Origin of the sequence: Bradyrhizobium sp. 613_E4_N2_2 (assembly GCF_052075995.1) — a bacterium.
Classification (GTDB): domain Bacteria; phylum Pseudomonadota; class Alphaproteobacteria; order Rhizobiales; family Xanthobacteraceae; genus Bradyrhizobium; species Bradyrhizobium barranii.
In genome coordinates this window covers 4,067,491-4,084,930 of sequence record NZ_CP197234.1, presented here as the reverse complement: position 1 = coordinate 4,084,930, position 17,440 = coordinate 4,067,491, and the positions used below count along the sequence as shown (strand labels likewise).

The window sequence follows — 17,440 nt, the reverse complement described above, 5'->3', positions numbered from 1 at the left end:
GGTCGGCGCTGTCGTCTTGGCTCAAGACTCTGACAGACGGATGACGACGGAGAGGGCGGCGCAAGGTTGCGCCGCCCTCTCCTGCCCGATCAGATCTTGCCCAATCAGATCTTGCCCGATCAGAAGAAGCCAAGCTTCTTCGGGCTGTAGCTGACCAGGAGATTCTTGGTCTGCTGGTAGTGATCGAGCATCATCTTGTGGGTCTCGCGACCGACGCCCGACTGCTTGTAGCCGCCGAACGCGGCATGCGCAGGATACGCATGGTAGCAGTTGGTCCAGACCCGGCCGGCCTGGATGGCCCGGCCGAAGCGGTAGCAGCGGTTGGCATCGCGACTCCAGACGCCGGCTCCCAGGCCATAGAGCGTGTCGTTGGCGATCGCGAGCGCTTCGTCATCGGTCTTGAAGGTCGTGACCGAGACGACGGGACCAAAGATCTCCTCCTGGAAGATTCGCATCTTGTTGTGGCCCTCGAACACCGTCGGCTGGACGTAGAAGCCGCCGGAAAGATCGCCGCCGAGCTCGGCACGACCGCCGCCGGCCAGCACCTTGGCGCCCTCCTGCTTGCCGATGTCGATATAGGAGAGGATCTTGGCGAGCTGCTCGCTAGATGCCTGCGCGCCGATCATGGTGTCGGCCGCACGCGGGTCGCCCTGCTTGATCGCGGCGACGCGCTTCAGCGCCCGCTCCATGAAGCGGTCGTAGATGTCGGCGTGGACAATCGCCCGGCTCGGACTGGTGCAGACCTCGCCCTGGTTCAGCGCAAACATCACAAAACCTTCGATCGCCTTGTCGAAGAAGTCGTCGTCCTCGGCGGTGACGTCGTTGAAGAAGATGTTCGGCGACTTGCCGCCGAGCTCCAGCGTGACCGGGATCAGGTTCTGGCTGGCATATTGCATGATCAGCCGGCCCGTCGTGGTCTCGCCGGTGAAGGCGATTTTCGCGATCCGCGGGCTGGACGCGAGCGGCTTGCCGGCTTCGAGGCCAAAGCCGTTGACGATGTTGAGGACGCCGGGCGGCAGGAGATCGCCGATGATCTCGGCCCAGACCATGATCGAGGCCGGGGTCTGCTCGGCGGGCTTGAGCACGACGCAATTGCCGGCGGCGAGCGCCGGCGCGAGCTTCCAGCAGGCCATCAGCAGCGGGAAGTTCCAGGGGATGATCTGGCCGACCACGCCGAGCGGCTCGTGGAAATGATAGGCGATGGTGTCGTGGTCGATCTCGCCGATCGAGCCTTCCTGCGCACGCACCACGCCGGCGAAATAGCGGAAATGATCGATCGCGAGTGGCAGGTCGGCGGCGCGGGTCTCGCGGATCGGCTTACCATTGTCCCAGGTCTCGGCAACCGCAAGGCGCTCCAGATTCTCTTCCATCCGGTCGGCGATCCGGTTCAGGATCGCGGCGCGCTCGGCGACGCTGGTGCGTCCCCAGGCGCCCTTGGCGGCGTGCGCCGCATCGAGGGCGGCCTCGACGTCCTGCGCATCGGAACGCGCGATCTTGCAGACGATCTGGCCGTTCACCGGCGAGGCGTTGTCAAAGTACTTGCCGGAGATTGGCGCGACGAATTTGCCGCCGATGAAATTGTCATAGCGTTCGGCGAACGGAACCTGGGTGACGCCGAGGAATTCCACCTTGTTCATTGATCACTCCCGATGTTTGCTGTTTGCGCAATTCGTCGCGTGTTCACGACTTGCGCCGACGATGTCGCGGGAGCGTTTTCCTGTCAGCCCGGGCGTGAGCGATGGCCGGCCCGACCTGTCGCAGTTCTGCGACAGGTGACGCAGCTGCCCCCACACACTCAGCCCTCATCCTGAGGAGCGCGCTCTTGCGCGCGTCTCGAAGGATGGCCGCGGGCACAGCCAGGCCTGCATGGTTCGAGACGGCCGCTTCGCGGCCTCCTCACCATGAGGGTTGAGTTGGTGGGCGCGGAAGAAAAATAGAGCCGCAGCTCAGTGCTTCAGCTCGAACCGCTTGAGCTTCCTGTGCAGCGTGGCGCGGCTGATGCCGAGGGCCTTGGCGGCGGCCGAAACATTGCCGTCCGCGCGCAGCAGCGCCCGCTGCAACACCGCGCGCTGGCCGCCCGCAAGATGGTCATGCGCGGTATCGCCGCCGAGGAGGTCAGCCGCGGGCACCGGCTGCAAGGGACGGCCGGGCGCAATCCCGAGTCCCACCCGCGCGGACCGGGTCGCGCCGATCACGAGATCATCCGCATCGACCGCGACCAGGCCGCCGGCCTGGCCGTCCGCGCCTTGCGTCAGCACGATGCGGGCATGGGCGAAGGCGCGGCGAAACAGATCAGCTTCGATGCGCCTCGCCGCCTCACCTGCCGCGAGCGCGATCAGATTGGAAAACGCATCGGTCCGGTCGGCGCGGCAGGAGGAGACGTCGAGCACGCCCGCAAACGCCGCCTCGTGGTCGTAGATCGGAACGGCGGTGCAGCTCAGAAGCGTGTTGCGGGTGAAGAAATGCTGGTCGCGGTCGATCGTCAGCGGGCGCTGCTCGACGACGCAGGTGCCGATGCCGTTGGTGCCTTCATGCTCCTCGCTCCAGAGCGCGCCGGTCCACAGGCCCCAGGATTGGAACGTCGCATCGTCCACCGCTGTGCCGCGGCGGTCGACCGGCACGCCCGCGCCGTCGGCGAGCAGCACGCAGCAGCCGCTCGCGCCGACCGCCTGATAGAGCCGGTCCATCGCGCCTTGCGCGGCGGCGAGCAGCGGCGCGACGCGCTCGCGCGCCTGCCGCAACTCGACATCGCTCAGCCGCATCGGCGCGCTGCGACCGGCGGGATCGAGATGATGCAATCGGGACGAACGGCGCCATGAGGCCACCAGCGCGGAGCGCGCGGCCTGGCCTGACGCAATGGCGGCCTCGACGCGGGCCGCGTGATGCCGGGACATTGGCCCATTCATCACTGTTTCCTCCGGGTGGCAGTCTAGGCTGCGCCGGCATGGCCCGGTTGATCTGCGTCAACTCAGGCAGACGGCGGCAGAAGCCATGGGGCCGTTGCTGCGTTGCCGTCAAGGCGGCAGCCCGGTTCCAAGCCTAAGACTTTCGGTAGAATTGCTACACGGTTGTCGAATTTCGGCAGCGGCTTTCGATGCCGGTTTCGAATGCAGCGGAAAGCGCTACTTCGCCGGGATCATCCGAACGAGATCGTGCGGATTGACATAGTCGAGCTGATAGCGCGCCCGCTCGTCCAGCATGTCAGGATCGATCCGCGACGTCCGCAGCAGCGACACGCGCTGCTCGCTCTTCGCGCGCTCGCGCTTGAGCTGGGCCAGCTCACTCGTCAGCGCGATGATCTCCTGGTCGAGCTCCTGGCGGGCGTTGAGACCGTATTTGCCGGTGTAGGCGTTGACGCCGAAATAGCCGACGATAGCGGCCGCCATCGCATAGAGGGCAAGGCCGGTCAGGATCGATTTCAGGCGCGCGCGGGAGACCATCTTGGGAAGATGCGGCAGGTTGGTTAAGGGAGTGCTAATCGCCTCCCCCTTCGCGTTCCAATTCCTACCCTCAGACGTCATGCCCGGCCTTGTGCCGGGCATCCACGTTCTTCGTCACCACGAGCCAAGACGTGGATGGCCGGGACAAGCCCGGCCATGACGAAGAAAGACGTCAGCCGTGGTGTTTGGCCACGTGCGCAGCAAACGCGTCGATATAGGCCTGGAGGACGGGCTTCAGAGATTCCTTGGTCAGGTTCCCCTCCGCATCGAAGGCATCGCCGACCGCGTTCAGATAGATCTCCGGCTGCTGCAGGATCGGGCCGGCAATGCCCGGCAGGATGTTCTGCAGCGTCTTGGCGGCGCTGACGCCGCCGAGCGGGCCCGGCGAGTTCGAGATGATGCCGACCGGCTTGCCGTTGAACGAGCTCTTGCCATAGGGGCGCGAAGCAACGTCGATGGCGTTCTTCAGCACACCCGGGATGGCGCGGTTGTATTCGGGGGTGACGAAAATGACGCCGTCCGACTTCTGCAGCTTTTCGCGGAAGGCCAGCCAGTCCGCAGGCGGCGCGCCCTCCAGGTCCTGGTTGAAGAACGAAATGCCTGCCAGCGTGACGACCTCGAGCTTGAGCGAGGCCGGCGCGAGCTTTGCGATCGCATTGGCGATCTTCAGCGAAAAGCTGTCCTTGCGCAGGCTGCCGGCGATCACGACGATGTTGTAGGCCATGGATTGTCCTTGGGGGCTTGAGCGGAAGTTCCGGGGCGGCACTTAAGCGATCCGGGTCGATGGATGCAAGTGCATGAACCGGTCCTGTTTGGAAACGCTGAGTTTCTCGAAAGCAGATGGTCGCTACGATCCAAAAACAATCAGGCCGCCCGAAGGCGGCCTGATGTTTCTCGCAAACCCCTGGCTCGGTTCAGATCGTCGGATTCCAGGCCGACGGGATCAGGCGGTATTTCGCGCCGTCCTTCTCGACATGCCCCACCGAGGGGAAGGTGAAGTGGAATCCGATCACGGTCGCCTTCTCGGCTGCCGCCATGTCGTAGAATTTGTGGCGGGTGGCCTGCGCCAGTGCCGGATCGTTGTCGAACGCCACGTGCCAGTCCGGATTGCGCAGGAAGAACTCCGGAATGTTGGTGACGTCAGATTGGATCAGCACCTTCTTGTCGCCAGAGGCCACCGCGAACGAGGTATGACCCGGCGTGTGGCCGGGCGTCGCGATCGAGGTGATGCCCGGGGCGACCTCCTTGCCCCACTCGTATTTCGTGACTTTGGATTCGAGGCCGGCAAAGGTCTTCTTCACGTTGGCGAAGTAGTTCTTCGTCATGTCGTTCGGAGCCTTGGCCGCGTTCTCGTCGCTCGCCCAGAACTCCCAATCCTTCGCCGGCACCATGATCTCCGCATTCGGGAACGCGAGCGCGCCGTCGGCGAGACGAATGCCGTTGGTGTGATCAGGATGGAGATGCGACAGCAGCACGACGTCGATGTGCTTCGGGTCGACGCCGGCAGCGGCGAGGTTCTGCAGCGTACGGCCGACCGCGCCCTTGCTCGGCTCGAGATTGGCAACGCCGTTGCCGGTGTCGATCAGGACCAGCTTGGAGCCGGTGTTGATGAGCTGCGGATTGAACGGTACCGTGACCATGCCCTTCGGCATGTACGCCGCCTCGCCCGCGGCCAGCGCTTCCTCCTTCGGCAGGTTGACCACGAACTTGTCCGGCATCGGGAAGGTGCGCGCCCCGTCGTTGATCGAGGTGCACTCGTAGCTGCCGACCTTGTAGCGATAGAAGCCGGGCGCCTGCGCCCCGCTTGGCGGCACCGAGGCACTGGCAGTGGTCGGTCCAAGTCCGGTTACGGCCGCCGCGCCCATAGCGACAGCGCCCGCGAGCAGGTCGCGGCGATTCAGATCAGTCATGGAAGTGTCCCCTTCTTTGCTTGCGGTTGCCCCGCTTTCAATTGCGGCGCAAATGTTCCCGCGCTTCGCTCAGAAGGCAAGTCCTTCTTTGGATGGTGTGCCGTGGCACATCACGAAGATTTATTTGGGTTGATGAGGAATTTTTCGCCGGTGGCCCGTTTGGCGTAGACCGCGATGTTGGCGGGATCGAGCGCCTCCTGAAGCGATACCACCTTGGTGTAGTGGCTGGCGAAGGTCGTCTTCAATTCGTCGACGACGCGCTGGCGCAGCCTGGCTCCGTCCGCCTGCCCGATCTTCATCAGGAACGGAAACAGCAGCCAGCCGCCGACGCCCCAGGCCATACCGAAGCCGCGCGGCAACTCGATCGGGCGGATGTCGAGTGCGCCGTAGACGTAGACCTGCTTGTGCACGTTGGAGCCGTAGCGGCTGTATTCCTTAGCGGTCTTGTTGATCGCGGCTTCCATGCAGTTGAGGATGTCGCCGGCCAGCTTGCCGCCGCCGATGGCATCGAAGGCGATGGTGGCGCCGGTCTCGACCAGCGCATTGGTGAGATCGCCGAGGAAGCTCGGTGCGGTGGAGTCGACGACGTATTTGGCGCCGATCTTGTGCAGGATGTCGGCCTGCTCCTTGCTGCGCACGATGTTGACCAGCGGAATGCCGTCCTTGATGCAGATCTTGTTCAGCATCTGGCCGAGATTGGAGGCGGCCGCGGTGTGCACCAGCGCCTTGTGCCCCTCGCGCCGCATGGTCTCGGTCATGCCGAGCGCCGTGAGCGGATTGACGAAGCAGGAGGCGCCTTCGGCCGGCGTGGTGCCCGCCGGCAGCGGCAGGCACTCGCGCACTTTCAGCGTGCGGTACTGCGCGTACATCGCTCCGCCGATCATCGCGACGGTCTTGCCCATCAATGCCTTCGCGGCATCGGACGAGCCGGTCTTGATGACGACGCCCGCGCCTTCGTTACCAACCGGCATGGCTTCGTCGAGCCGGCCGGCCATCGCCCGCATCGCGCCCTCCGGCACCTTCGCGGTGATGACGGGAGCGTCCTTGCTGCCGGACGCCTTCGCCGTGCTCATATCGGCCGCGCCGACGAGAAGGCCGAGGTCGGACGGGTTGATCGGCGCCGCCTCGACGCGGACGACGACCTCGTCCGCGGCGGGCTCGGGAGTCGGCACGTCGACGAGCGAGATTTCCAGTTCACCGCTCTTCTTGATCAGCGAACGCAGTTGCAGTCCGGTCTTGCCGTCGCTCATGTCGATCCTCCCCTGTCCTAGCTGGAGCGCCGGCTTATGCCAGCGCCTTCAATGCCGCCTTGCCGCCGTAAAGCGCCTGCTTGCCGAGCTGTTGCTCGATGCGCAGGAGCTGATTGTATTTGGCGGTGCGGTCGGAACGCGCAAGGGAGCCGGTCTTGATCTGACCGCAATTGGTGGCGACCGCGAGGTCGGCGATGGTGGAATCCTCGGTCTCGCCGGAGCGGTGCGACATCACCGAGGTATAGCCGGCCTTGTGCGCCATCTCGACGGCAGCGAGCGTCTCGGTCAGCGTACCGATCTGGTTGACCTTGATCAGGATCGAATTGGCGCGGCCGGCCTTGATGCCTTCGGCCAGGCGCTTGACGTTGGTGACGAAGAGATCGTCGCCGACCAGCTGGCACTTCTTGCCGATGAGGTCGGTGAGCTCCTTCCAGCCGTCCATGTCGTCTTCCGACATGCCGTCCTCGATGGTCACGATCGGATAGCGCGACACCAGGTCTGCGAGGTACTTGGCCTGCTCGGAGATCGAGCGGGTCTTGCCCTCGCCTTCATAGACGTATTTGCCGTCCTTGAAGAACTCGGTCGAGGCGCAGTCGAGGCCGATCACGATGTCGGTTCCGGCCTTGTAGCCGGCCTTGCCGATCGCGTTCATGACGAACTCGAGCGCGGCGTCCGCCGACGGCAGGTTCGGGGCGAAACCGCCCTCGTCGCCGACATTGGTGTTGTGGCCGGCCTTCTTCAATTCCGACTTCAGGGTGTGGAACACCTCCGCGCCGTAGCGCAGGCCCTCGGCGAAGGACGACGCGCCGACGGGAAGGATCATGAACTCCTGGAAGTCGATCGGATTGTCGGCATGCACGCCGCCATTGATGATGTTCATCATGGGCACCGGCAACAGACGCGCCGAGGTGCCGCCGACGTAACGATAGAGCGGCATGTCGAGCGAGTTCGCGGCAGCCTTGGCGCAGGCGAGCGAGACGCCGAGGATGGCGTTGGCGCCCAGCCGGCTCTTGTTCGGCGTGCCGTCGAGGTCGATCATGATCTGGTCGATCTGGGCCTGCTGCTCCGCATCAAGGCCGCTCAGGGCCTCGAAGATCTCGCCATTGACGGCGCCGACGGCCTTGGTGACGCCTTTGCCGAGATAGCGGGCCTTGTCGCCATCGCGCAGTTCCACCGCCTCATGGGCGCCGGTGGAGGCGCCCGACGGCACCGCGGCACGGCCGAGCGCACCATCTTCCAGCACGACGTCGACCTCGACGGTGGGATTGCCACGGCTGTCGAGAATTTCGCGGCCGATGATGTCGATGATGGCGGTCATGATGTGCACTTCCGTTCGTTAGGGCTGATCGGTGCCGGGGGTCTTACACGGGCCGCAAGCAAATGTGAACGCTTGGACGGCGTGCTTCGACTGACGCGTGAGCGGGCTCGGACTATCCTTGAAGTCGCCTGCTCTGCGCGTCCAACCTCAATCTGAAACAGTCGGGGTAACGCCATGAACCGCCGCCAGTTTCTTGCCTCGAGCGCCGCCCTCCTCGCCGTCCGCCCAAGTTTTGCGCAGGAAGGCCTGTTCCGGACAAAATATTTCCCCATCAGCGCCGGCATCGGCCTGCACGACCTCGCCCCCGCTCGCGACGGCACGGTCTGGTTCACGGCGCAGGGCAAGGGCATGCTGGGTAGGCTCGACCCCCGGGATGGCAGTTTCAAGACAGTCAGCCTCGGCCAGGGCGCCGCACCGCACGGCGTGACGATCGGCCCCGACGGTGCCCCCTGGATCACCGAGGGCGGCCAGAACGCGATCGCCCGGGTCGATCCCGGCGATCTCAAGGTCACGCTGTTCCGCCTGCCCGAAAAGTTCGCCTCCGCCAATCTCAACACCGGCGTGTTCGACAAGGAAGGCACCTACTGGTTCACCGGCCAGTCCGGCTATTACGGCCGGCTCAAGCCGAGATCGGGCGAGATGGACGTGTTCAGGGCGCCCAGGGGTGTTGGCCCCTACGGCATCGCGGTGACGCCCAAGGGTGAGGTCTGGTACGCCTCGCTGGCCGGCAGCCATATCGCGAAGATTGATCTTGCGACCGGCAATGCCGCCATTGTCGAGCCGCCGACGCCGAGCCAGGGGTCGCGGCGGGTCTGGTCAGATTCGCAAAGCCGGATCTGGGTCAGCGAGTGGAACAGCGGTCGCGTCTCGGTGCACGATCCCGCCAAGGACTCCTGGAAAACCTGGAAGCTGCCGGGCGATCGCCCTCGCACCTATGCCGTCTATGTCGACGACAAGGACAAGGTCTGGCTGACCGATTTCTCCGCCAATGCCATCGTCCGCTTCGATCCCACGACCGAGCGGTTCAACGTTTTCGCCAGCGACATGGCCAATGCCAATGTGCGCCAGCTCGACGGCCGCCCGGGCGAGCTGTGGGGCTGCGAGTCCGGCAACGACCGGATCGTCATGATCCAGACGATCGCGGCTGGTTGACGACGGCGACATTTGCGTCCATCCCGGCATCCTCTGGAGCGCGATCTTATCGCGCTCCGGTTTTTTAGTTGAGCATGATCTTTCGGAAAACCGGTGCCCACTTTTCCGGATCATGCTCGAACAGGATGTGACGACGATGGCGAAGAAATCCCTCCAGCTCGGCCGTGCGGTCGAATGGCCGCACACACCGGAAGAAGCCCAGCTCGACCGCGTGCCCAATCCGCAAAAGGGCACGGACTATCTGGTGCGCTTCACCGTGCCGGAATTCACCTCGCTGTGCCCGGTCACGGGACAACCGGATTTCGCGCATCTGATGATCGACTACGCACCCGGCCCTTGGCTGCTGGAGTCGAAGTCGCTCAAGCTCTACATCGCGAGCTTCCGCAATCACGGCGCATTCCACGAGGATTGCACCGTCATGATCGGCAAGCGCATCGCGAGCGAGATCAAGCCGAAGTTCTTGCGCATCGGCGGTTACTGGTATCCGCGCGGCGGTATCCCGATCGACGTGTTCTGGCAGACCGGCCGCGTGCCGAAGGGATTGTGGGTGCCAGAGCAAGGCGTCGTGCCGTATCGCGGACGGGGTTAGTTGGAGACGAATGACGATGACATCGATATCAGCAACATTCCGCAACATTGCCTTCGGCGTTCTAACCGTCCTGTGGCTGACCGGCGTGGCCGAAGCTGCCGAGGTCCATGTGATGATCTCGGGCGGATTGACGGCTGCCTACAAGGCGCTCGTGCCGGAATTCGAGAAGGCCACCGGCAACAAAGTGCTGACGGAATATGGGCCGTCGATGGGGACGACCACCAATGCGATCCCGGTCCGGCTGGAGCGCGGCGAACCCGCCGATGTCCTGATCATGGTGGGCTATGCCCTCACCGACCTCACCGGCAAGGGCAAGGTCGTGGCCGGCAGCCAGGTCGACCTCACCAGATCTCCGATCGGCGTTGCCGTGAAATCGGGTGCGTCGAAGCCGGACATCAGCTCGGTGGAGGCCGTCAAGCGCGCGCTGCTGGCGGCGAAAACGATCGCCTATTCCGATAGCGCCAGCGGCGTCTATGTCTCGACCGAGATGTTTGACAAGCTCGGCATCGCCGATGTCATGAAGGACAAGGCACGAAAGATTCCGGCAACGCCGGTCGGCGAGATCGTCGCGCACGGCGAGGCCGAGCTCGGCTTCCAGCAGATCAGCGAGCTGAAGCCCGTGCACGGCATCGACATCGTCGGACCGCTGCCGAACGAATTGCAGGAGATCACGATCTTCTCGGCCGGGATCGCGGCCGGTTCGAAGGAGCCCGAAGCCGGCCGTGCCTTGATCAAGTTCCTCGCCTCCCCCGCCGCCCGCGACGTGATCATCGCAAGCGGCATGGAGCCGATCCCGGCTGGGGGCGCGAATTGAGGCAGGCCTACTCCGTGCGCTACTCCTGACACGCCCTCAACAGAGGGGCTTCGCCACTCCTGGTCAATCGGAGGCTGCCGAGGCCTTCTTGACCGGACCGAGATCGCGCGCCGGATAGTTGGCGCCGGATTCGACGATGTGTCGTCGCACTGCTGCAACGAGCGCGGCGAGATCGCGAGACTCGATCGCATCGACGATCTCGACATGGTGTGCAGCACTTCTCTGCAGCTCGGCGTTCGAAGGCCACAAAGCAATCGGCCCTGGTCTGGCGCGATTTCTGATTTCCACGATGAGGCTGGCGAGCGATTGGTTCGCTGCATGGCGATAGATCTCGTCGTGAAAGGCTGCGTTGGTATTTGCCTGATCCGCCTTGCTGCCGCGCGCCACAGCATCTTCGAAGATTTGCTGAGCCTGCTTGATCTTCTTGAGTTCGTCGGGGCCGATATTCGGTAGCGCCTGCCTTGCCGCTTCAACTTCGAGCAGCGTGCGGATCGCCAATATCTCGCGAACGACGTTCAAGTCGGGTTGCGCGACCCGGTATCCGCGATTTTCGACATGCGTCACCATCCCGCTTGCGGCAAGCTGGGTCAGCGCACTCCGGACGTCAAACCGTTTGGCAGCGAAGGCTTCTTCCAGGTCGATCTGGCGCAACCATTCGCCTGGCCGGTAGTCGCCTTGCAGGATGGCGGCACCGATTTCCGCCGCCAACAGCCTCTTCTGCTCCTTCCGTACTTTCATGGCTGCTTCCCTTTTTGGAGCGCTTGACTCACCGCAACTATTGCGCACAAATTGGCGCCAATAAATGTACATAACAAATCGCGACGACGGGAGGAACAGTAGATGTCCGGCATCGATCGTAGAAGCTTAATGGTGATGTCGGTTCTCGGCGCCACGATGGGGCTCCGGGGCACGGCCCAGGCGGCGCCGAACGGGTATCCCGAGAACTATCAGAAGATCATCGACGACGCCCATAACGAGGGCAGCCTCCTCATTTACTCGATTATGTCGCCGGAAAACTGGCGTCCCGTGATCGAGGGCTTCAACAAGCTCTACCCGAAGATCAAGGTCGAGACCCTGGATCTCCCCGCCTCCCGCGAGAGCTTCGAGCGATATCTGGCCGAGCGGAGCACCAACAGCCGCACCTGCGACCTCATCGCGACGGCCGATCCGGGCGGATGGATCGATTTCCAGGAGCGCGGTGAAGTCCTCGACTACCTATCGCCTGAAGCGAAGGCCTGGCCGGATTGGTCAAAGCCGTTTCCCGGCGTCTACACCGTCTCGTCCGACCCCATGGCGCTGATCTGGAACAACACGCTGGTGGCCGACGGCAAGCGTCCCAAGACACTTGCCGAGTTCGTCGAGCTTGCGGTCGCAAACGAGAAGACCTGGCGCAACCGCATCACCAGCTACGGCGTGCATCAAACAACTTTCGGCTACGGCATCAGCTATGCGTTCGTGAAGCAGCACGGCGAAAAGGCCTGGGACTGGTTCGCCCAACTTGCAAAGCTCTCGCCCCGATTCGAGCGCTCCGGCGGCCCAATGACCGAGAAGGTCACCTCCGGCGAATACACCATGGGCTTCTTCGTTTCGGCCATCACCTTCTGGCCGCGCCTGAACGATCCGGCGCGGGCAAAGATCCTCGGCTGGAGCTTCATCGGAGACGGTCAGCCGGTCGTGCTGCGTGGCATCGCGATTCCGAAGGGATCGAAGAACGTCAACGCAGCAAAACTGATGCTCGACTACGTCGTCTCGGAGGACGGTCAGCGCGCATTCGGACGGGGCGGCCTGACGCCGGCACGCCCCGGTGTGAAGCCGGGCGACGGAATCCGCCACACCTACTCGTCGATCGTGGAAGCCGTCGGCGAGCAGAACATCTGCTACATCGGCTACGATCGGGACGCGGTGCGGGACTACGACAGCTTCCTCGCGCGCTGGAAAAAGACCTTCAATGTCGCTTGACGCAAGCAGCGCACTGGGGTCATCGGCCGCGGACGCCTTGCCGAAGCCGCTGCCCGGCCGCGATACCGTCATCCAGTATGGCATGGCGCTGCTGACAATTGTCCTGATCGCAGCGCCTCTCCTGCCCGTTCTCTATCAATCTTTCCTGGATCGTGCGCTCTACGATTCCGGCCAGCAACTGACGCTGGGCAATTTCGGGCGCCTGCTTCGCACCGACGGCTTCGCGCTCGTCATCTGGAACACGTTCGTGTTCGCCACCCTCACCACCGTGATTTCGCAGACGCTGGGCACGCTGGCGGCGGTGCTGTTCGGCCGCACCGACATGCCGTTTGCCCGGTTGTTCGGCGAGCTCTTCCTGTGGCCGATCTATCTCTCGGCGCTGGTACTGTCGTTCGGCTGGTACACGATCTACGGACCGGCCGGCTACCTCACGCTTCTGGTTCAGTCGATCTTCGACGGCGCGCCCTGGAATCTCTACTCGCTGCCAGGCATGGCGATGATCGCAGGCGTCTCGCAAGCACCGGTCGCCTACATCTACTGCATGTCGTCGGCCTCGATCACCGACCCGACTTTGGAGGAAGCCGCGCGCGTGACCGGCGCCGGCACCTTGAGGACCTTGTGGCGGATCACGCTGCCGCTCCTCATGCCGGCGATCGCCTATAGTGCCGTGCTGAACTTCACTGTGGGACTGGAACTCCTCGCGATTCCGCTGGTGTTCGGAGATCCCGCCGGCATCACTGTGCTGACCACGTTCCTCTACAACAACGGCGTGGCGTCGGCCCGCCCCGATCACGGGCTGGTGGCAACGGCTGCCGTGCTGATGCTTGCCGTCGTCTGCGTGTTGGTGTGGCTACAAGGACGCCTGCTCGGCAATACAAGGCGCTTCGTCACGCTCGGCGGCAAGGCCACGCGACCGCGCCCTTTCCGCCTGAACAACCTGCGCTGGCCGCTTTGCATCGTCTCGGCGATCTACATCACCGCAACTGTCGTGATGCCGATCGGCGCGCTGCTGCTGCGCGCCTTCACGAGCCTGCTGTCGCCGATGGTGCCGATCAGCGAGGTGCTGACGCTCGGCAACTTCGCCAACATACTCGAATACCCGGTCTACCCGCGTTCGATCTGGAACTCGCTGATCGTCAGTTCGGTCGGTGGCGTCGTCGCCACTGCGATGGTCGCCCTGATCGCCATCATCGTGCTGCGGTCCGACTTCCGCTGGCGTGGCGCGCTACACTACGTCGCACTGTTTCCCCGTGCCGTGCCCGGCGTCGTCGCCGGCATCGGTTTCTTCTATGCGTTTGCGCTCGTGCCCGGCTTGGGCGGCCTCCGAAACACGATCTGGATTCTGGTTGCCGCCTTCACGATGCACTTCATTCCTGTGGGGCTCGGTGCCGTTGCTCCGATGTTGTTGCAGATGAGCCCGGATTTCGATCGCGCCGCCCGTACGCAGGGCGCGGACTGGTGGACGACGAGCCGGCGCATCGTTTTGCCTTTGTTGCGGCCGGCACTCGTTGCCTGCTTCATCATCCTCTTCATCACGTTCTTCAAGGAATACACGACAGCGATCTTCCTGTTCGCTCCCGGCAGCGAAGTGATCGGGACCACGCTGCTCCAGGCATGGACGCAGGGCGAGGTCGGTCTGGTGTCCGCGCTGGCGACGATCCAGATCCTGGTCATCGGCGTCTGTGTCACGGCGGCGCGCGCTTTTCTCGGAGTGAAGCTTTATGGCTGAGTTGCTGATCGAGAACCTGCACAAGCGGTACGGACCGGTCAAAGCGATCGACGACGTCAACATCCACGTTGCCGATGGCGAGTTCGTCACGCTGCTGGGGCCGTCAGGGTGCGGCAAGTCAACAACGCTCGGCGCCATTGCCGGACTGGATCAACCGACGAGCGGACGCATCCGCGTCGGCAACAAGACCTATTTCGACGGAGAAAAGGGAATCTTCCTGCCGCCGGAAGCGCGCCATTGCGGGCTCGTGTTCCAGAGCTACGCTTTGTGGCCGCACATGACGGTCTATGACAACGTCGTGTTTCCGCTCAAGCTGCGCAAGGTATCGACCGCCGACTGCAAGCGCCGCGTCGAGGAGAGTCTCGCTCTCGTCGAGATGGAGCGCTTTCAGGACCGCTATCCGCATCAGCTCTCGGGCGGCCAGCAGCAGCGGGTCGCGCTCGCGCGAACGTTGGTCTACCAGCCCGAAATCCTCCTGCTCGACGAGCCCCTGTCGAATCTCGACGCAAAGCTGCGCGATCGCGCCCGGACCTGGCTTGCCGAACTGCGCACGCGCCTCGGCCTGACGACGATCTACGTGACGCACGACCAGGTCGAAGCGCTGGCACTGTCCGACCGCATCGTGGTCATGAATGGCGGCCGCATCAGCCAGATCGGCTCGCCCCAAGAGATCTACACGCGGCCGGCAGACAGTTTCGTCGCCGACTTCATCGGAACGACCAATTTCCTGAACGGCGACGTGGTCGGGGCGCCCGACGGCGATGGACAGACACTGGTCAGTCTCGCCGATGGTCAGCGCGTTCTGATCAAGTCCGACAAACGTCCATCCATCGGCGACAAGGTCACGTTTGCCTATCGCCCCGAGCAGATGCGCCTGACGGCGGCCAACGATCAGGCGATCGGAGGTTCGATCGTCGAAGCCGACGTGGTCAGCCATTCCTATGTTGGCGGCCGATGGCAAATCGGATTGAGCGTCGGCGGAAATCAGATCCGCATCGAAACCCAGGAGGCAACGACTGACCGCCAGTTGCGCCTGTGGCTGCCTGTCACCGGCGGCATCCTGTTTACAGAACGGAACCATGGTAAATCCCACTGACGCCACCTCTCCCGAAAGCGGACTGCATCAGGCCGACTACACCCCCGGTGTCCGCGGCCCGCTGACAGGGCTCCGCGTCATCGACCTCTCGAGGCTGGTCGCAGGCAATCTGCTCACCCAGCATCTCGCCGACTTCGGCGCCGACGTCATCAAGGTCGAGCCGCGCGAAGGCGATACGCTGCGCGGCTGGCGCACCAAGGGTGTCGAAACCAACTGGAAGATCCATTCGCGCAACAAGCGCAGCATCTGCCTGGAATTCCGTCACGACGAAGCGGTGCCGCTGATCCGCAAGATGATTCCCGGCGCCGCGATGCTAGTCGAGAGTTTCCGTCCCGGCACGCTCGAGCAGATGGGGCTCTCGCCGGAGGAACTGCTGCGGCTGGAGCCCAAGCTTGTGATCGTTCGCATATCGGGATGGGGGCAGACCGGCCCCTATCATCGCCGGCCCGGCTTCGGGACATTGGTGGAAGGCTTTTCGGGTTTCGCCGAGATGAACGGCTTCCCCGATCGAGAGCCGGTATTGCCGCCTATGTATCTGGCCGATGCCCTGTCCGGTCTCACCGGAGCGTTCGCAGCCATGGCGGCGCTGCGGGAAGTCGAGATCAACGGCGGAAAGGGACAGGTGATCGACCTGCCGCTGCTCGACCCGATCGTCAACTCGCTCGGGCCTCAAGCGGCAAATTACCGTTTGACCGGCGTGGTCAAACCGCGCAGCGGGAGCCGCTCGAGCGGCTCGGTACCGCGCAATGTCTACCGCACGCTCGATGGCGGCTGGGTTTGCCTGTCGGCATCCACGCAAGGCATGGCGATGCGGGTGCTGCGTTCGATCGGCCGCCCGGAACTCTGCGAGGATCCAAAGTTCAAGACCAACGAGCAGAGGCTCGTCCATGTCGCCGAACTCGACAAGATCATCGGCGATTTCATCGCGACACGAACGGTCGACGACAACGTCGCCTTCTTCGAGGCGGCCGAGGTCACGATCGGTCCGGTCAACGACACCGTCCGCTTGATGAACGATCGCCACGTGCAGGCCCGGGGACTGCTGGCCGACTATCCCGACGAGGACATGGGAACGTTCCCGATGCACGCCGTCCCGGTACGCCTGTCCGAGACGCCCGGAAGCATCCGGACGCCTGCGCCACGCCTCGGTCAGCACAGTCGCACCATCCTGGCCGAAGCCGGCCTCAGCCCTGACGACATCGATGCCGCCCTCGCCTCGGGCGTTGTGAAGGAAACCAGCACATGACAGTTGAACGAAAATTCCCCGTCTGGCGCTCTGCGCTGTTCGTACCCGCGAACGTCGAGCGGTTCGTGGTCAAGGCCGTCGAGCGCGGCGCGGACGCGCTGATCATCGATCTCGAGGACAGCGTGCCGCTGGCTGAAAAGGCCAACGCTCGAAAGCTGATCCCGGGCATCGTGAAGCGCTTTCGCGACACCGGAAGTTCCGATGTCATGGTGCGGATCAACCAGCCGCTCGAATTGGCGGTGCCCGATCTGGAAGCGGCTGTCATCGCCGGCGTGGACGCGATCAAGATCACCAAGGTCGAAGGCGCCGAGCATCTGCGCCTGCTCGACGAGATGGTGACCAGACTGGAGATCGAGCGCGGATTGCCCATCGGCAAGATCTGGTTTGTCGGCCTGATCGAGGCGCCCGGTCCTCTCTCCAGGGCTCACGAGATCGCGCGATCGATCCCGCGGCTGGCCGGCATTTCACTGGGTGCGGAAGATTATGCCACCGCCATCGGCGCCAAGCCGACGGAAGAAACCCTGTTGATGCCGAAGCAACAGGTCGTGCAGGCAGCCCGCGCCGCCGGCATCATGCCGCTCGGCACCATCGGCTCAGTCGCCGATTTCTCCGATCTGGAAGGATACACAAGGATCGTCAGGCGCTCTGCGGACTTTGGCTTCGTGGGCTCTGCCTGTATCCATCCGTCGCTGGTGCCGATCCTGAACGAGGGTTTCAGCCCCTCCGCCAAGGAGGTGGCGGACGCCGAGCGCGTCGTTGCGCTCAACAAGCAGGCGGCTGCCGAGGGCCGCGCATCCTTCGCCATCGACGGCAAGATGATTGATATTCCGATCGTGCAGCGCGCCGAAGCGCTGCTCGAACGCGCGCAAGCAATCGCCGCCCGCGCGCATCGCCCTCGTTGATTGTGCCACCCCAGCGCGGCGCGAAGCGCCGTCTC

The 17,440-nt window shown here is 63.9% G+C and carries 16 protein-coding genes; 8 read left to right on the top strand and 8 right to left on the bottom strand.

From position 1 onward, the window contains the following. Nucleotides 1-119: 119 nt before the first annotated feature. The 7 genes from adh to eno form a co-directional block, all read right to left on the bottom strand. Nucleotides 120-1,637 (bottom strand): aldehyde dehydrogenase, encoded by a 1,518-nt coding sequence (adh, locus tag AB7290_RS19465; protein ID WP_354116183.1) that lies wholly within the window; start codon nt 1,635-1,637, stop codon nt 120-122. A 309-nt stretch (nt 1,638-1,946) separates the two neighbouring features. Beyond that, on the bottom strand, nt 1,947-2,906 hold the full coding sequence (locus AB7290_RS19460) for a GAF domain-containing protein (protein ID WP_085404614.1): 960 nt from the start codon (nt 2,904-2,906) through the stop codon (nt 1,947-1,949). Between the two features lie 216 nt (nt 2,907-3,122). Further along, nucleotides 3,123-3,440, bottom strand: coding sequence for an FtsB family cell division protein (locus AB7290_RS19455; protein WP_028149600.1), 318 nt, complete (start codon nt 3,438-3,440; stop codon nt 3,123-3,125). 172 nt (nt 3,441-3,612) lie between these two features. Beyond that, nucleotides 3,613-4,164 carry an NADPH-dependent FMN reductase gene (locus AB7290_RS19450; RefSeq protein WP_028149601.1) on the bottom strand — a complete coding sequence of 184 codons (552 nt, stop codon included), beginning with the start codon at nt 4,162-4,164 and terminating at the stop codon, nt 3,613-3,615. Nucleotides 4,165-4,354: 190 nt separating this feature from the next. Next, entirely contained in the window at nt 4,355-5,350 is a 996-nt protein-coding gene (locus AB7290_RS19445) for an MBL fold metallo-hydrolase (protein ID WP_085404613.1), read from the bottom strand. A 110-nt stretch (nt 5,351-5,460) separates the two neighbouring features. Beyond that, nucleotides 5,461-6,600, bottom strand: coding sequence for a zinc-binding dehydrogenase (locus tag AB7290_RS19440; protein ID WP_085404612.1), 1,140 nt, complete (start codon nt 6,598-6,600; stop codon nt 5,461-5,463). Nucleotides 6,601-6,634: 34 nt separating this feature from the next. Continuing rightward, nucleotides 6,635-7,918, bottom strand: a complete 1,284-nt coding sequence (eno, locus tag AB7290_RS19435; RefSeq protein WP_085404746.1) for a phosphopyruvate hydratase — start codon at nt 7,916-7,918, stop codon at nt 6,635-6,637. A gap of 174 nt (nt 7,919-8,092) precedes the next feature. On the opposite strand from eno, the gene AB7290_RS19430 reads away from it, so the two are divergent. The 3 genes from AB7290_RS19430 to AB7290_RS19420 all read left to right on the top strand — a co-directional run bounded on the left by AB7290_RS19430 (nt 8,093) and on the right by AB7290_RS19420 (nt 10,473). Continuing rightward, complete coding sequence (locus tag AB7290_RS19430; RefSeq protein ID WP_085404611.1) at nt 8,093-9,070, top strand: Vgb family protein; 978 nt, start codon at nt 8,093-8,095, stop codon at nt 9,068-9,070. A 112-nt stretch (nt 9,071-9,182) separates the two neighbouring features. Further along, a complete protein-coding gene (queF, locus tag AB7290_RS19425) occupies nt 9,183-9,659 on the top strand; it encodes a preQ(1) synthase (RefSeq protein ID WP_085404610.1) in 477 nt (158 codons plus the stop codon). A 16-nt stretch (nt 9,660-9,675) separates the two neighbouring features. Further along, the gene (locus AB7290_RS19420) at nt 9,676-10,473 is read left to right on the top strand and encodes a substrate-binding domain-containing protein (protein WP_085404609.1); all 798 of its coding nucleotides are present in this window, start codon (nt 9,676-9,678) and stop codon (nt 10,471-10,473) included. Nucleotides 10,474-10,536: 63 nt separating this feature from the next. On the opposite strand, the gene AB7290_RS19415 is transcribed toward AB7290_RS19420, so the two are convergent. After that, on the bottom strand, nt 10,537-11,211 hold the full coding sequence (locus AB7290_RS19415; protein WP_208071202.1) for a GntR family transcriptional regulator: 675 nt from the start codon (nt 11,209-11,211) through the stop codon (nt 10,537-10,539). A gap of 102 nt (nt 11,212-11,313) precedes the next feature. On the opposite strand from AB7290_RS19415, the gene AB7290_RS19410 reads away from it, so the two are divergent. Genes AB7290_RS19410 through AB7290_RS19390 form a run of 5 tightly spaced genes read left to right on the top strand, consistent with a single transcriptional unit; the run spans nt 11,314 to nt 17,405 of the window. Continuing rightward, nucleotides 11,314-12,432 carry an ABC transporter substrate-binding protein gene (locus AB7290_RS19410; RefSeq protein ID WP_245344247.1) on the top strand — a complete coding sequence of 373 codons (1,119 nt, stop codon included), beginning with the start codon at nt 11,314-11,316 and terminating at the stop codon, nt 12,430-12,432. Continuing rightward, nucleotides 12,422-14,161, top strand: a complete 1,740-nt coding sequence (locus AB7290_RS19405; protein ID WP_085404606.1) for an ABC transporter permease — start codon at nt 12,422-12,424, stop codon at nt 14,159-14,161. The genes AB7290_RS19410 and AB7290_RS19405 overlap by 11 nt, the downstream gene beginning before the upstream one ends. Next, nucleotides 14,154-15,257, top strand: a complete 1,104-nt coding sequence (locus AB7290_RS19400; protein WP_085404605.1) for an ABC transporter ATP-binding protein — start codon at nt 14,154-14,156, stop codon at nt 15,255-15,257. The genes AB7290_RS19405 and AB7290_RS19400 overlap by 8 nt, the downstream gene beginning before the upstream one ends. Next, entirely contained in the window at nt 15,241-16,503 is a 1,263-nt protein-coding gene (locus tag AB7290_RS19395; protein WP_085404604.1) for a CaiB/BaiF CoA transferase family protein, read from the top strand. The genes AB7290_RS19400 and AB7290_RS19395 overlap by 17 nt, the downstream gene beginning before the upstream one ends. Further along, the gene (locus tag AB7290_RS19390) at nt 16,500-17,405 is read left to right on the top strand and encodes an HpcH/HpaI aldolase/citrate lyase family protein (RefSeq protein ID WP_014494995.1); all 906 of its coding nucleotides are present in this window, start codon (nt 16,500-16,502) and stop codon (nt 17,403-17,405) included. Before AB7290_RS19395 ends, AB7290_RS19390 begins: the two co-directional genes overlap by 4 nt. Nucleotides 17,406-17,440 lie beyond the last annotated feature (35 nt).

Coding starts and splice junctions, on each gene's coding strand:
- adh (WP_354116183.1), bottom strand. CDS start 1,637: ATGAACAAGGTGGAATTCCTCGGCGTCACCCAGGTTCCGTTCGCCGAA.
- AB7290_RS19460 (WP_085404614.1), bottom strand. CDS start 2,906: ATGAATGGGCCAATGTCCCGGCATCACGCGGCCCGCGTCGAGGCCGCC.
- AB7290_RS19455 (WP_028149600.1), bottom strand. CDS start 3,440: ATGGTCTCCCGCGCGCGCCTGAAATCGATCCTGACCGGCCTTGCCCTC.
- AB7290_RS19450 (WP_028149601.1), bottom strand. CDS start 4,164: ATGGCCTACAACATCGTCGTGATCGCCGGCAGCCTGCGCAAGGACAGC.
- AB7290_RS19445 (WP_085404613.1), bottom strand. CDS start 5,350: ATGACTGATCTGAATCGCCGCGACCTGCTCGCGGGCGCTGTCGCTATG.
- AB7290_RS19440 (WP_085404612.1), bottom strand. CDS start 6,600: ATGAGCGACGGCAAGACCGGACTGCAACTGCGTTCGCTGATCAAGAAG.
- eno (WP_085404746.1), bottom strand. CDS start 7,918: ATGACCGCCATCATCGACATCATCGGCCGCGAAATTCTCGACAGCCGT.
- AB7290_RS19430 (WP_085404611.1), top strand. CDS start 8,093: ATGAACCGCCGCCAGTTTCTTGCCTCGAGCGCCGCCCTCCTCGCCGTC.
- queF (WP_085404610.1), top strand. CDS start 9,183: ATGCTCGAACAGGATGTGACGACGATGGCGAAGAAATCCCTCCAGCTC.
- AB7290_RS19420 (WP_085404609.1), top strand. CDS start 9,676: ATGACATCGATATCAGCAACATTCCGCAACATTGCCTTCGGCGTTCTA.
- AB7290_RS19415 (WP_208071202.1), bottom strand. CDS start 11,211: ATGAAAGTACGGAAGGAGCAGAAGAGGCTGTTGGCGGCGGAAATCGGT.
- AB7290_RS19410 (WP_245344247.1), top strand. CDS start 11,314: ATGTCCGGCATCGATCGTAGAAGCTTAATGGTGATGTCGGTTCTCGGC.
- AB7290_RS19405 (WP_085404606.1), top strand. CDS start 12,422: ATGTCGCTTGACGCAAGCAGCGCACTGGGGTCATCGGCCGCGGACGCC.
- AB7290_RS19400 (WP_085404605.1), top strand. CDS start 14,154: ATGGCTGAGTTGCTGATCGAGAACCTGCACAAGCGGTACGGACCGGTC.
- AB7290_RS19395 (WP_085404604.1), top strand. CDS start 15,241: ATGGTAAATCCCACTGACGCCACCTCTCCCGAAAGCGGACTGCATCAG.
- AB7290_RS19390 (WP_014494995.1), top strand. CDS start 16,500: ATGACAGTTGAACGAAAATTCCCCGTCTGGCGCTCTGCGCTGTTCGTA.